Source organism: Flavobacterium luteum (assembly GCF_008806775.1).
GTDB classification, from domain to species: Bacteria; Bacteroidota; Bacteroidia; order Flavobacteriales; family Flavobacteriaceae; genus Flavobacterium; species Flavobacterium luteum.
Map to the genome: position 1 here is coordinate 257,985 of NZ_WAEM01000001.1, position 13,422 is coordinate 271,406.

Annotated in this window: 13 protein-coding genes; all 13 read right to left on the reverse strand. The window is 35.4% G+C overall.

Going from position 1 to position 13,422, the window contains the following annotated elements:
* Positions 1-33 precede the first annotated feature (33 nt).
* Positions 34-1,248 (reverse strand): ABC transporter permease, encoded by a 1,215-nt coding sequence (locus F6464_RS01190; RefSeq protein ID WP_151105921.1) that lies wholly within the window; start codon positions 1,246-1,248, stop codon positions 34-36.
* Positions 1,245-1,988, reverse strand: a complete 744-nt coding sequence (locus F6464_RS01195; RefSeq protein ID WP_151105922.1) for an outer membrane lipoprotein-sorting protein — start codon at positions 1,986-1,988, stop codon at positions 1,245-1,247. Before F6464_RS01195 ends, F6464_RS01190 begins: the two co-directional genes overlap by 4 nt.
* A gap of 122 nt (positions 1,989-2,110) precedes the next feature.
* Positions 2,111-2,707: a nitroreductase gene (locus F6464_RS01200; RefSeq protein WP_151105923.1), complete on the reverse strand. Its 597-nt coding sequence runs from the start codon at positions 2,705-2,707 to the stop codon at positions 2,111-2,113.
* 5 nt (positions 2,708-2,712) lie between these two features.
* Entirely contained in the window at positions 2,713-2,973 is a 261-nt protein-coding gene (locus F6464_RS01205; RefSeq protein WP_151105924.1) for an acyl carrier protein, read from the reverse strand.
* On the reverse strand, positions 2,970-4,118 hold the full coding sequence (locus F6464_RS01210) for a dihydrolipoamide acetyltransferase family protein (protein WP_151105925.1): 1,149 nt from the start codon (positions 4,116-4,118) through the stop codon (positions 2,970-2,972). Before F6464_RS01210 ends, F6464_RS01205 begins: the two co-directional genes overlap by 4 nt.
* Complete coding sequence (locus F6464_RS01215; protein ID WP_151105926.1) at positions 4,111-5,109, reverse strand: alpha-ketoacid dehydrogenase subunit beta; 999 nt, start codon at positions 5,107-5,109, stop codon at positions 4,111-4,113. Before F6464_RS01215 ends, F6464_RS01210 begins: the two co-directional genes overlap by 8 nt.
* 21 nt (positions 5,110-5,130) lie before the next feature.
* A complete protein-coding gene (locus tag F6464_RS01220; RefSeq protein ID WP_151105927.1) occupies positions 5,131-5,388 on the reverse strand; it encodes a zinc ribbon domain-containing protein in 258 nt (85 codons plus the stop codon).
* An 11-nt stretch (positions 5,389-5,399) separates the two neighbouring features.
* Entirely contained in the window at positions 5,400-6,395 is a 996-nt protein-coding gene (pdhA, locus tag F6464_RS01225) for a pyruvate dehydrogenase (acetyl-transferring) E1 component subunit alpha (RefSeq protein WP_151105928.1), read from the reverse strand.
* A 6-nt stretch (positions 6,396-6,401) separates the two neighbouring features.
* On the reverse strand, positions 6,402-7,922 hold the full coding sequence (locus tag F6464_RS01230; protein ID WP_151105929.1) for a trypsin-like peptidase domain-containing protein: 1,521 nt from the start codon (positions 7,920-7,922) through the stop codon (positions 6,402-6,404).
* A gap of 29 nt (positions 7,923-7,951) precedes the next feature.
* Positions 7,952-9,679 (reverse strand): acetate--CoA ligase, encoded by a 1,728-nt coding sequence (gene acsA, locus F6464_RS01235; protein ID WP_151105930.1) that lies wholly within the window; start codon positions 9,677-9,679, stop codon positions 7,952-7,954.
* A 55-nt stretch (positions 9,680-9,734) separates the two neighbouring features.
* On the reverse strand, positions 9,735-10,193 hold the full coding sequence (locus F6464_RS01240; RefSeq protein WP_151105931.1) for an OsmC family protein: 459 nt from the start codon (positions 10,191-10,193) through the stop codon (positions 9,735-9,737).
* A 32-nt stretch (positions 10,194-10,225) separates the two neighbouring features.
* Entirely contained in the window at positions 10,226-10,981 is a 756-nt protein-coding gene (locus F6464_RS01245; protein WP_151105932.1) for an SDR family oxidoreductase, read from the reverse strand.
* Entirely contained in the window at positions 10,965-13,418 is a 2,454-nt protein-coding gene (ppsA, locus tag F6464_RS01250) for a phosphoenolpyruvate synthase (protein ID WP_151105933.1), read from the reverse strand. Before ppsA ends, F6464_RS01245 begins: the two co-directional genes overlap by 17 nt.
* Between the last annotated feature and the right edge of the window lie 4 nt (positions 13,419-13,422).

Genomic DNA, 13,422 nt, shown 5'->3' on the forward strand with positions numbered 1-13,422 from the left:
AATAACCACTGTTATGTACGTTTCATTTGATTGTTATTTTTTCATTGCTTTTATTGGATTCAAATTACTCACATGCCAAAGCGGATACATGCCTATAAACATTGCTATTATTAAAACGATAAGAGATTGATTTATGAAAATAGCAGAATCGACCGTTGTTGGAAAAATAGCTTCAAATCCAAATTGCTCGTAGGTTTTTGCAATTTCACCAGTTAATTTCACTGGTTTTTGGTTCAGATAAATTACCAAAGGAAGGCTTAACACAATACCAAATAGAATACCCAAAAAGGTTATCATTATGGTTTCTCCCAAGAGAATGGTAGCCAATTTGCTTTTTTTCATTCCAATGGCAAGGAGCATTCCAAATTCATATTTTCGCTCCGTTGTCATCATTAACAGGGTACCGAAAAGTCCAAAACCAATGATGAGGTAAAGGATTCCTGAGAATACATAAAAGGAATATCCATCAGCTTTGATGTGGTTGGCAATCTCGGGCATCATTTTTTGCCAACTCATAATTTCATAATCTTCACCCATTTTTTTTCTCATGTTTTTTACGATGACATCCATGTTTTTTGGATTATCAATTCCTAGGGAAATAGAAGTCAATTGGTTTTCGGCACTCAGAAATGATTGTGTTGCTTTCAACGGTAAATAGACAAAAGAGTTATTCATAGCAGGTGAAGCCAAACTCAAAATGCCTTTTATTCTGTATTTTCCTGCCGCCATGATGCCATGATAACCTTGCCCAAATAATACAATAGTATCTGATACATTTAAATTCAATCGACTAGATAACCCTTCGGCAACAAGTACTTCATTATCCTTATTTTGAAAATAATTTCCGCTTTTCAACTTGCTTTTTAAATGAGTTAGTTCGTTTTCTTTTTCGGTGTCAGTGCCTACTAGCAGACATCCTTTGGTCGTATTTCCTTTGGAAGCCAGCACGAAAGTCTCCAATCTGGGTATCGCGTTTTTGATTTGAGGATTTTGTTTTATAACATTGCTTAGGGCAGTATTATTGGTGAAACTATTATCCAATACCTGTTCTTCCCAATATCCTTTTTGATGAATTTGGACATATCCAGTGTAATAGCCCACCACATTTTTTATTAAATTATTGAAGACTCCGTCTTGGAATGATTTCATCAAAATGGCAAATAAAACCGCAAAAGCAATAGAAGCCATGGTTATTAGCGTTCGGCGACTATTACGCCAAAGATTTCTCCATATTAATTTTGCAATCATTTTACTTTGGTTATATTTTGTGTCGTGAAAAAGGAATCGTCTATAGGATTGTCAAATAGGAGGGAATTGTATACTAAAACGGTTTTATATCCTTTTTTATCGGCGGGTATCATTTCCATTCTTGCCGGTAATAATCGTCCGCCGAGCAGTTTTATATCTGAACTATGCATTGTATTGATAAGAGTTCCATCTTCATCAAAATAGTCGGCATGAAGCATTAAAAAATCTTTTTTGTCAATACTCATAATTACTTTTCCCCAAACAACTGCCGCTTTTGGTTTGGGAAGTAATTGTATTCTGTAACAATTTCTCTCATCTATGGTAACATCGTTCAAGAAAGTATGATTATAGTCCTCCAGAATCGACGCTTCTTTTACCAAATCGTCATTGGTGAAATCAGTTCCCATCCAGCTTTGGCTCATCATTGAAGGCGGCATTTTAATATTTCTTTCAATAGCAGGAATCCAATTCCAGACTTCTTTATCCCGTTTCAGGTAGACCACTCCTTTTTCCTTTGCTGGCGATAGTACCAAAATTAAGGTAAGAGTGTTACCTTTCGTCCAAGCTTTGACAGTCATTTCTCGCGACCATTTGGGTCTAATGGTTTCAATAGTAATATTAGCAAATGAGGTTTTTCCTTTTGCTTTTTCATCGGCTTTTCGCACTATATCTTTTGCTTCTTGGGAAAAAGTAGCAGTTGAAAATACGAAAAAGCAAAATAATAGATGAATCTTTTTCATACTGAGATAGTATTCTTATAATTAGTAATAATAGAAAAAATTAATACTCGTATACTGTCAATTTTCTCCTGATTTCATTGCAAAATGAGACTGATATTCAATACTGGCTGATGCTATCATAGCTATTCTATATAGAAAACATTATCCTTATTTCTTTTGTGTACTTCTGGTTTTTCATCACCATATCCAATACTAATGGCAAGTTGCACCTTATCTGTAGAAGGTATATTTAGTTTAGAATAACTTTTTGTTTTTGCTACAAATTTTCCAAAACCAATAGGGCAAGTGTCTAATCCTAAAGATCTGGCAGCGAGCATTATGTTTTGTGAGCACATGCCAATATCGAGTGCTGCCCATTCATTTTCTTTTGGTGCCGTTATAAATATCACTAATGGAGCTCCATGAAAAACGGGATCTTTAGAAGTAAGAAAATCAATGCCATGGGAGAGGTGGGTTATCCCAGAAATAACCGTTTTTACCGCTTCTTTTAATCCTATTTTTGGAATAGTTTTTAAGCCTACTTTAGTTATTTCCTTAGAAAATAATATAATATCTTCTTTTGAAGTGACAACATAGAATTTCCAAGGTTGCCTGTTCATAGCAGAGGGAGCCATTCTTCCGGCATCCAATAATTGCTCGATGATTTCCTTGCTAACGGCTTTCTCTTTATATTTTCGTACGGCTCTTCTTTTGAAAATTGTTTCTAGTGTATCATTCATGATTCTTAGATTTTTAGTTTTGCATTACTTTTTTCTACTAAATACTTGGTTAATGAATTTAGTGTTGTAATTTTTCCATAATCACTTTCTGGGATTTCTATTCCCAGTGTATCATTTATTGCGACTATAAATTGCAGTGTATCATAGGAATCAATATTGAGGGTTTCTCTAATATTTTCATCAGGTTTCAACTCTGACGGTTCCATATCAGGAGCAATATGTTTCAATAACTGAAAAAGTGTTTGTATAATTTCGACTTCTGTCATAATAGTTCTGGATTTTGTAATTGGTAGTTTAGTGCGACTAAAAACCTACTACCTGTTAGACCATCTGTCGCACGATGATCACCTGCCAATGTTACGGTTACACACGATTTAATTCCAATCATTCCGTTTTCGGCAATAGGTTGTTCTGTGATGCTTCCAAAGCCAACAATAGCTACTTGTGGTGGATAGATAATTCCAAAAACAGCATCGGCTCCATTATCTCCAATGTTTGTAAGGGTTATTGTGGAGTCGCTTAATTCCGAACTTCTTAATTTTAAGGCTCTCGCTCTCGGAATCAAATCGTTGAGTGTTTCCATGATTTCATCGATGCTTTTTAAATTGACCTGATGTATGGCGGGAACAACAATTCCACCTTTTTTAAGGGAAACCACGAGTCCGATATTGATTTCCTTTTTTTGGATAATGCCATTTTCCCAAACTGCATTTAAATCCGGAAACTCAACAAGTGCTTTAGCCGTGGCTTTTATAAATAAAACTATAGGGAGTAAACGGTTTTTGACTGGTTTATGGCTGTTAATTTCTTTTAACCAATTTAAAGCCTTGCTGATATCGATATTTTTTATCAAATAATAATGCGGAATTTCTTTGTTTGATTTTGACATTGCTGCAGCAACAGCTGAACGAATGGAATCTGAAGGAGAAATTGCTTTTTCTGTTGGTTGCTGATTGGCTATTGCCAATTCCACATCTTCTTTAGAAACAGCGCCTTCGGGTCCAGTTCCTTTTAGGGTAGTAATATCAATTTTGTTTTCTTCGGCAATTCTTCGTGCCAGAGGAGATGCTTTTTGTTTAATTTTCTCTTTTTTTACTATTATTTTTTCTTCGATAGGTTGAATTTCAATGGGTTTACTCTCGGGAGTTTTTTCTTCTTTTGCCTCTAAAGTAACTTCACTTGGATTTATTATTGCCATTACTGTTCCTACGGGAATTTTTGTACCTTCTTTAATTAATAACTCTTGAATCGTTCCTTCATCAAAAACTTCAATTTCGATTAATCCTTTTTGGGTTTCCACCTCGGCAATAATATCCCCACGTTTTACTTTATCGCCTGGTTTTTTTTTCCATTCGACCAAAGTCCCGTCTTCCATATCTGCGCCCAAACTAGGCATTTGAAATTCAATCATGTTGCATCATTTTTTTAATGGCATTTACAATGTCTTTTTTTTGAGGAACACTCGCTTCTTCTAAGTGAGCAGGGTAGGGAATAGGCACTTCAACACCACATAGCCGTTGAACGGGTGCATCCAAATCGTAAAATATTTTTTCCATAATTCGGGAACTTATTTCAGAAGAGATACTTACTGATTTCCAAGCATCTTCGACAATTATCGCACGGTGTGTTTTAGACACCGATTTGAGAAAGGTACTTTCATCCAAAGGACGTAAAACTCGTAAGTCAATAACCTCGGCATCGATTCCCATTGTGGCTAATTCGGAAGCAGCTTCTAGGCTTTTGTATACTCCAGTACCATAAGTAATAATGGAAATATCATTTCCTTCTTTGAGTATTTTAGCTTTGGTGATATCTACTGTATTTGGATGTTCTAAAACCTCTTTTTCCATATTGAGCATAGAAGTATATTCAAAAATAATAATAGGATTGGGGCTTTTCAGCGCTTCGTTTAACATCCCTCTTGCATCTTCATGTGTGCCAACAGACAAGACAATCAGTCCTGGAATGTGTGCATAAAAAGGTTCCCAGCTATGCGAATGTTGCGCCGCTAATTGTCGACCAATACCACAACCCAATCGAATTACAATAGGAACATTTATTTGTCCGCCTGACATATGGAGTAATGTTGCCGCATTGTTTACGATTTGATCCATGGCAAGCAAACTGAAATTGACCGTCATCACTTCGATTATAGGTTTCATTCCAGCAATTGCAGCACCAATACCAGCACCTACAAAACCAGATTCGGAAAGCGGAACATCCATGATACGCTCTTCACCAAATTCCTGTAATAATCCTTTACTGACTGCAAATGCACCACCATATCGCCCCACATCTTCTCCCATTAGAAATACATTTTTGTCATTTTGTAACGCTTCACGAAGGCTTTGTTTTAAAGCCTCTCTATAGGTAATTAATAGTGTAGGGTTTTGATTTTGCATGATAAATCAATAAGAGGATTATTAACTTTTCCAACGTTTTAGTGCCGGTAAAATGTTTATGGCTTTTTGAATTTCGTATTCATGATGTTCTAATCTTTTCATTTGATTTTTGACTTTATTTTGCATTTCCTTCAAAATCATTTTCGGGTCTGTGAATGCTCCGTTTTCATAGCAATATTTGCAATATTCGTTATTTTTGGAACCGTTTTTTTCCGTTCCTTTAACTTCTTCGCTGTCCAGTGGCATACCGCAACTTTGACACAATGTTTTATTTTCCATGATTATATAATTTAGGTTACTGTTTCACTGTATACAAATTTTGTTAATTCAGTCGAAGATTCCCAAGTTCCAGCTTCTGCAAAATCGACTGCTTTTTGAATTTTAGTTTCTATTTTTTTTTCAAAAGCATCAATCTCTGCTTTTGTAATAATTTTTTCTTGCAATAAATAATCTTTATACTGAGGAATCGGGTCCTTTTTTTTCCATTCTTCTACTTCCTTTTTATCACGATACAATTCGGCATCAAACATCGAATGTGCTCTGAAGCGGTAGGTATTGCAAACCAATAAATAAGGTTCTCCTCTTTTCCGTACCTTTTCTATTGCCGTATTGGCGGCTTTTATTATTTCTAACAAATTCATTCCATTTACGGCAGTAGATTCTATGCCATACGCCGCTCCTTTTTTTTCAAGTTCTGTGACTGAATGGGTATATTTTATGGCTGTTCCCATAGCATATAAATTATTTTCGCAGACAAATAATACGGGAACTTTCCAAAGTGACGCCAGATTCATTGCTTCGTGAAATTCCCCTTCGGCAGCAGCACCTTCTCCAAAAAAGCAACAGGTAATATTATTTGTATTCATTTTTTTTGAGGCAAGAGCCATTCCGACTGCTATTGGAAGATGAGAGGCAACAATGGCATTTCCGCCATAGAATTTTTTTGACACATCAAATAAATGCATAGAACCACCACGACCACGACTGCAACCTTCTTGTTTGCCATACATTTCGGCCATGATAAAATCGGCATCAATACCTCTTGCTAATGCTTGGCCATGTTCGCGATAGGTACATAAGATAGTGTCATCGTCATTTAAAGCCTGAATTATCCCTACGGCCACAGCTTCTTCACCAATATATAAATGTAGAAAGCCTCTAATTTTAGCTTTGGTATATTGTTCGGCAGCTTTTTCTTCAAAGCGTCTTATAAGCATCATTTGGTACAAAAAAAGTAATTCTTTTTTGGTGTCAATTTTATCATGTATGGTGGTAGATTGTTCCATTTTAATTTACTTTCCAAAGGCATAATAATAATAAGTATTGTCTCCTGCATATTTCCCCTGAAGCATGATGCCTCCTTTTTGATTTTCTATAGCATCCATGAAATCTTTTATTGAAAAAATGGCTTTATTATTAACCGATGTAATTACAAATCCTTCTCTGATATCAGTAAACTTTTTTAGTTTTCCGTTGTAAAGTTTTGTGACTTTTACTCCGTTTTTTACTTTATATTTTTTTTGATCCTCTTTATCAATTACAACAATTTCTATCCCTAAATCCTTTAATAGAGTTTTACTTCCCATTTGTATTAATTTAGAAGTTTCATCTGGTTTTTTGAGTGTGGCTATCAGCTCTTTTTGTTCATTTCCATTTCTGAGGATTACAATTTTGACGTTATCACCAGGCCGTTTTCTCATAATGATTTCCTGTAATTTTGAGGTAGTCAGAGTTTCAATATTATCAATGCTGATTATAATATCTTTTGCTTTTATTCCTGCTTCTTTTGCAGCACTTTTTGTAGTCACACTATCTACATAAACGCCATTAGCGCGGTCACTTTTAATTTTTTTTGCAAGTTCACTATCCATGTCCCGAATAACGATTCCCAAGACACCTCTTTGTACCGACCCAAAATTCATAAGATCATTGGCTACCTTCTTTACAATATCTACTGGAATGGCAAAAGCATAGCCAGCATAAACTCCTGTAGGTGTTGCAATTGCTGTATTTATTCCAATTAATTTCCCTTCTAATGTTACCAATGCACCACCGCTATTACCAGGATTTACAGCGGCATCGGTTTGTATAAATGATTCTATAGCACCTTGATCGTTCAAAATATTAATGTTACGAGCTTTGGCACTAACAATTCCCACAGTAACTGTAGAAGCCAAATTAAAAGGATTGCCAACGGCAACAACCCATTCTCCCACTTCAATTTTATCGCTATCTCCAAACATGATAAAGGAAAGTTGCTTTTCATCAATTTTTAGCAAGGCAAGGTCAGTCTGGGGATCATTGCCAATAATTTTAGCAGGGTAGGAGTGACCGTCAAATAAGGTAATCACAATTTCATCAGCATTTTTAACGACATGATTGTTGGTAATTATGTAACCATCAGGTGTTAGAATTACCCCAGAAGCACTACCAATATAAGGTTCAGAATTATATTGCTCAGAATGTGGAAGTTGAAATCTAAATTGTCTAAAGAAAGGATCATCTTTAAAAAATTCCTTTAATGGATCGGGCATATTAAAAAAATCCTTTTGATCGTCTTGATATTCTTTCAAAGGGGTTTTGAAAGTACATTTGATATGTACAACGCCAGGTGTTGCAATTTTTGCAGCATATTTAAAATCTACGTTTCCTGTATAGGAAACTCTTTCGTTAGAGGAAACTGCACTTTTTTGAATGCTTTCAATATCCTTTTCATTTTTTTTATCCTGAGCTTGACATCCCTGTACAAGCATCAATAAAACTAAAAAATAAATTCGGTGAAGTTTGAAGTTTATTTTGCTTACTATTTTCATGACTTTATTTGTTTATAAGCATTTAACAATTATTCTAACGTTGATAAATCACCTTCTGGCAATCCAAGCTCTCTTGCTTTTAATAATCGCCGTAAGATTTTCCCGCTTCTTGTTTTGGGAATAGTAGCTACAAATTCAATTTCTTTTGGTGCCACCGCTGGTCCCATTTCTCTTCGGGCAAAAGCCATAATATCCATCTTTGTTTCCTCGTTGGGATTAATGTTAGCTTTCAAGACCAAAAAGGCTTTTACCAATTCTCCAATTGTAGGTTCTGGTTTTCCAATTACTGCCGCTTCAGAAACGGAAGGATGTTTCATTAAAGTGCTTTCCACTTCAAAAGGCCCTACCATATGTCCCGAAGTTTTGATAATATCATCGGCACGACCGACAAACCAAAAATAGCCAGCGGAATCCATTTTAGCCAAATCGCCACTTAAATACCAGTCACCAATAAAACATTTTTTAAACCGTTCTTCATCGTGTAAATACCCTCGAAAAAGAGAGGGAAAACCCTTTTTTAAAACCAAATGACCTTGAGTATTGGGCTCGGTAATTAGTTTTATTTGATTGTCTGTAATCTCAGCAATGGCGACTTCAATTCCAGGCAATGGTTTTCCCATAGATCCGGGTTGTATATTCATAGATGGATAATTGGCAATCATAATACCTCCAGTTTCGGTTTGCCACCAATTGTCAAGTATTGGTATGCCAAAATTTTCCAGACCCCAAATAACTGCTCCCGCATGAAGCGGTTCCCCAACACTAAGAATTAACCTAAGTTTTTCTAGATTGTAAATTTCTATGGGTTTTATGTTCATTCTCATTAATCGTCTAATGGCAGTGGGGGCTGTGTACCAAATTGTTACTTTTTGTTTTTCAAGATTAGAATACCATCTGGTTGCATCAAATTCTTCTTCATCAATTATGGAAGTAATGCCGTGAACTAATGGCGCAATGATACCGTATGAAGTTCCTGTAACCCATCCTGGATCTGCGGTGCACCAAAAGACATCTCCTTGGTGAAAATCGAGTACATATTTGCCCGTAATATAATGGGTATAAACTGCTTTATGAACATGTAAAACACCTTTAGGCATACCTGTAGTTCCGCTGGTAAAATGTAGTAAAGCGGGGTCTTCTGGATTGGTTTCTGGAATTTTAAATTCATCTTTGGCTTTTTCCATAAGTTGGGTAAAAGACAATATTTTGTCAGAGACATGCTCGTTGCTATCAGTGAGAATTATATATCGAAGAGAGGGAAGTCGTTCTAGTAGAGGTTTCACTTTTTTTTCAAATAAAGCTGTAGTAGTTACTAAAACCACCGCATCTCCTTTACTGAGCCTTTGAAAAATAGGTTCGGGTCCAAAAACAGAATACAAGGGACAAAAAACAGCGGTATATTTTAAAGTACCTAAGGCGGTAATGTATAATTCGGGAATTCTTCCTGCCAAAGAAAAAACACATTCCCCTTTTTGAATCCCTAAATTTTGAAGCACGTTGGCAAATTTTGAGGTCTGTACTTTTAATTCGGAATACGTAAAATCCCGAAAATTAGTATCTTTTTTAATAAAGCGAAGGGCTATGGTATTTTTTTGGCTTGTTAGAGCATGTTTGTCAATTGCTTCATGTGCTATGTTTAGCCCTCTTCCTTCAGGCAGACCACTTAATTCCTTAGCAACATTCTCCCATGAAAAGGATGTTTTTATTTTCTCATAATTGGAAAGGTGGTGCTCTATTTTATCTTTAGTTGAAACCATATTTTTTAATATTAGAAATCAATTAAAACTCTAAATCAGCAATTTCAAATAAAATTTAGTATGAATTGCTTACAGGAATTATGTTCTGCTCTACGATTATTTCGGGTTCCAATACTATTTTTACTTTCACCGCATTTGAAATCATACATGCTTTTTTACTCATTTCAATAATTCGTTTTGCTCTGTCTGGTTTTTCAGAATAAGGGATTACAATCTTTGGTTTTAGTATAACTTCAGTTATAAAATAAATGGTTTCTAAATGGTCAACATTACAAATTGCTTTACAATCAAAACTTGTAAAATGTAGTTTGGAATTTCCGGCAATCGTTAAAAAAGTAGTCATCAAACAACTGTTTAAGGAGGCTACAAATAAGTGTTCGGGCGACCATACTCCAACAACTCCTCTTGGAAATTCTGGAGGGATAGCAACCTCAATACCATTTTGCAAATCGGGAGAACTCAATAATCCTTTCGATTTGCTTGTCCATTTTAAATCTACTTCATAGGTGTGCATAAGATTAGGTTTTAAGTTTGAATTAATATTATTTATTTAGCAACAAAACCACCATCAACGGCCATAGCATGACCTGTTACATAAGAAGCTTCATCAGAACACATCCATATAACGGCATTAGCTATTTCTTCGGGAAGTCCGAATCGGCCAACAGGTTCAAGGTCTTTAAATTGCTCTATATTTTCTTTCTCTTTGTGGGTCAAACGATCGATCATAGGAGTTTGTATTACTCCAGGGCAGACTGCATTAACACGAATTCCAAGTTTAGCACATTCCAATGCGGCAGTTTTTGTTAAACCAACAACGCCATGTTTGGATGCTACATAGGCAGGCAATCCAGCAAATCCAATCAGTCCGGCTACTGAAGCACAATTTACGATGACACCTTTACCTTGTTTGATCATTTCGGGTATTTCGTATTTCATACAAAGCCAAATTCCTTTTAAGTCTACATTAATGGTTTTATCCCAATTTTCCTCGGTGCAATCCCATGTATTTGCCTGAATACCTTCTATTCCTGCATTATTGAATGCATAATCTAGTCGGCCAAATTCTATTATTGCTTTTTCTACCATCATTTTAACATCTGACATTTTAGACACATCACATTTGATAAAAATAGCTTCGCTACCTAATTCCTTTATCAGGTTTACGGTTTCATTATTTTCAATCCAATCTACCACGACTACTTTGGCTCCTTTTTTTGCAAAAGCAATGGCTGTCGCTCTGCCAATACCTGATGAACCACCAGTTACAAGTGCCACTTTATTTTTAAATGATATTTCCATGACTCAATAAATTTATAGTGTTAATATGTTTTTCTTTTTTTAAATTTTCTGCTTTCAAAATATTTTCAATTCCTTTCATTAATGCATCGGGATTAAAAGAGATGTTGTTAATTCCTTCTTTAACTAAGAATTGAGTAAATTCAGGAATATCGCTTGGTGCTTGTCCGCACAAACCCACTTTAATTTTATTGCGTTTGGCAGCTATAATGGTTTTAGTTATTAATTGCGTAACAGCAGGATTTTGCTCCGAAAATAAATAACTCACAAGAGTGGAATCTCTATCAAGGCCCAATGTTAATTGAGTTAAATCGTTGGAACCAATGGAAAAACCATCAAAGAGTTTGGCAAATTCATCGGCTAATAATACATTGCTTGGAATCTCAACCATCACATATATTTCTAAGTCATTCTCCATTTGAATTAATCCATTAATGGCCATTTCTGCAATTACTTTTTCACCTTCTTCCACAGTTCTACAAAAAGGAATCATCAGTTTAACGTTAGTCATTCCCATTTCATTTCTCACTTTTTTCATGGCTTCACATTCCAGCGCAAAACCTTTTCGATAAAAATCACTGTAATAGCGAGAAGCTCCGCGAAAGCCAATCATTGGATTCTCCTCGCTGGGTTCAAAATATTTTCCGCCAATGAGATTAGCGTATTCATTACTTTTAAAATCACTCATACGCACTATAACATCTTTTGGATAAAAAGCGGCGGCAACCATAGACACAGCTTCTGCCAGTTTATCTACAAAATATTTTTTGCCATCATGATACCCTTTTGTTAGTGCTTCTATTTCGTAGAATATATTTTTATCAATCACTTTTTCAGATTCAATCAAGGCGAGTGGATGAATTTTTATTGTATTTGAAATTGCAAATTCTATACGCATTAAACCAACGCCTTGGTTTGGATATTGGCTTAACTCAAATGCTCTATCCGGATCAGCAAGAATGAGCATTGGATTTGTTCGGGGCATTTTTAACAGACTAAAATCCTGTTCTTTTATCTCCCACTTTAACAATCCTTCATAAACATTACCTTCTTTACCTTCTGCACAGGAAACAGTTATTTCCTGACCTGTTTTTATTATCTCGGTAGCGTTGCAAGTTCCAACTATAGCAATTGTACCTAATTCACGAGCCACAATGGCAGCGTGACTTGTTCGTCCTCCTTTATTGGTAATGATTGCCGATGCTTTTTTCATTATGGGATCCCAATCAGGATTGGTAAAATCAGTAACGAGAATTTCTCCTTGTTGCAATTGATACCCATCTTTTGGATTATTAATTATTCGGGCTTTTCCGGAAGCAATTTGATCTCCTAAAGCGATTCCTTTAGCAAGTAATTTCCCTTTTTCTTTAAGTGTAAAAACTTTTTTTACCTGTTTTTTCTCTTTTCCATGAACCGTTTCCGGTCTGGCTTGAACGATATACAATTGATTATTGAATCCGTCTTTTGCCCATTCAATATCCATAGCTTTGCCATAATGCTGTTCAATTTTGTAACACCATTTTGCCAGTTGAATAACTTCATCATTGCTTAGAGAAAATTCATTTTGTTTTTTATGATAGGTTTCAATATTTATGGTTGTTTTTTTAGCCGATGAACTTTTGGAATTTTCAGCATACAGCATTGTATATTCTTTTCTTCCGCACTGTTTTTTTAAAATGGGGTTTATATTGGTATCGAATAAAGTAGGTTTGAAAACTACCCATTCATCGGGCGTAATACTCCCTTTTACAATATTTTCTCCCAATCCCCAACAGCTGTTTATTATAATGGCGTTATTAAAGCCAGTGTCGGGATCAATCGTAAACACTATTCCTGCAGATGCTTTATCACTTCGTACCATTTGCTGTATACCAACCGAAATTGCAATATCTTTCTCTTCAAACCCCATATCATAACGGTATTTTATTGCGCGGTCGGTAAATAAAGAAGCGAAACATCTTTTTATGGCGTCTAATACTTGTTTTTTTCCATTAATGTTTAAAAATGATTCCATCTGACCCGCAAAACTTGCTGAAGGTAAGTCTTCAGAGGTAGCACTGCTTCTAACAGCCACATTTATTTTATCAATACCACAATCGTTAGAAAGTTGCTCGTATGCCTGACTAATTTCTTCAATGATTTCTTTTGGAAATATCCCTTTCATTATTAAATCTCTCACTGCTTTTCCTACCTCTGCAAGGTTATGATAATGGGTAGTGTCTAATGAATTCAATAAATCATTGATCGGTTTTCCAAGATTATTTGTTTGTCGAAATAATCGATAGGAGTCAGCGGTTACTGCAAAACCGTTGGGAATGTTTATTCCTAGAGGATTAAATTGGTTGTACATTTCTCCAATCGAGGCATTTTTTCCACCCACTTTTGAAATATCGTTTTTACTAATTTGGTTAAAAAATAAAATGTGTTTTAAATTTTTCATTTCT

Bases quoted from the DNA above. Each gene is read 5' to 3' on its own strand.
- F6464_RS01210 (WP_151105925.1), bottom strand. From the start codon at position 4,118: ATGATTGAATTTCAAATGCCTAGTTTGGGCGCAGATATGGAAGACGGG.
- F6464_RS01220 (WP_151105927.1), bottom strand. From the start codon at position 5,388: ATGGAAAATAAAACATTGTGTCAAAGTTGCGGTATGCCACTGGACAGC.
- F6464_RS01245 (WP_151105932.1), bottom strand. From the start codon at position 10,981: ATGGAAATATCATTTAAAAATAAAGTGGCACTTGTAACTGGTGGTTCA.
- acsA (WP_151105930.1), bottom strand. From the start codon at position 9,679: ATGGTTTCAACTAAAGATAAAATAGAGCACCACCTTTCCAATTATGAG.
- ppsA (WP_151105933.1), bottom strand. From the start codon at position 13,418: ATGAAAAATTTAAAACACATTTTATTTTTTAACCAAATTAGTAAAAAC.
- F6464_RS01230 (WP_151105929.1), bottom strand. From the start codon at position 7,922: ATGAAAATAGTAAGCAAAATAAACTTCAAACTTCACCGAATTTATTTT.
- F6464_RS01240 (WP_151105931.1), bottom strand. From the start codon at position 10,193: ATGCACACCTATGAAGTAGATTTAAAATGGACAAGCAAATCGAAAGGA.
- pdhA (WP_151105928.1), bottom strand. From the start codon at position 6,395: ATGGAACAATCTACCACCATACATGATAAAATTGACACCAAAAAAGAA.
- F6464_RS01195 (WP_151105922.1), bottom strand. From the start codon at position 1,988: ATGAAAAAGATTCATCTATTATTTTGCTTTTTCGTATTTTCAACTGCT.
- F6464_RS01200 (WP_151105923.1), bottom strand. From the start codon at position 2,707: ATGAATGATACACTAGAAACAATTTTCAAAAGAAGAGCCGTACGAAAA.
- F6464_RS01190 (WP_151105921.1), bottom strand. From the start codon at position 1,248: ATGATTGCAAAATTAATATGGAGAAATCTTTGGCGTAATAGTCGCCGA.
- F6464_RS01215 (WP_151105926.1), bottom strand. From the start codon at position 5,109: ATGCAAAATCAAAACCCTACACTATTAATTACCTATAGAGAGGCTTTA.
- F6464_RS01205 (WP_151105924.1), bottom strand. From the start codon at position 2,973: ATGACAGAAGTCGAAATTATACAAACACTTTTTCAGTTATTGAAACAT.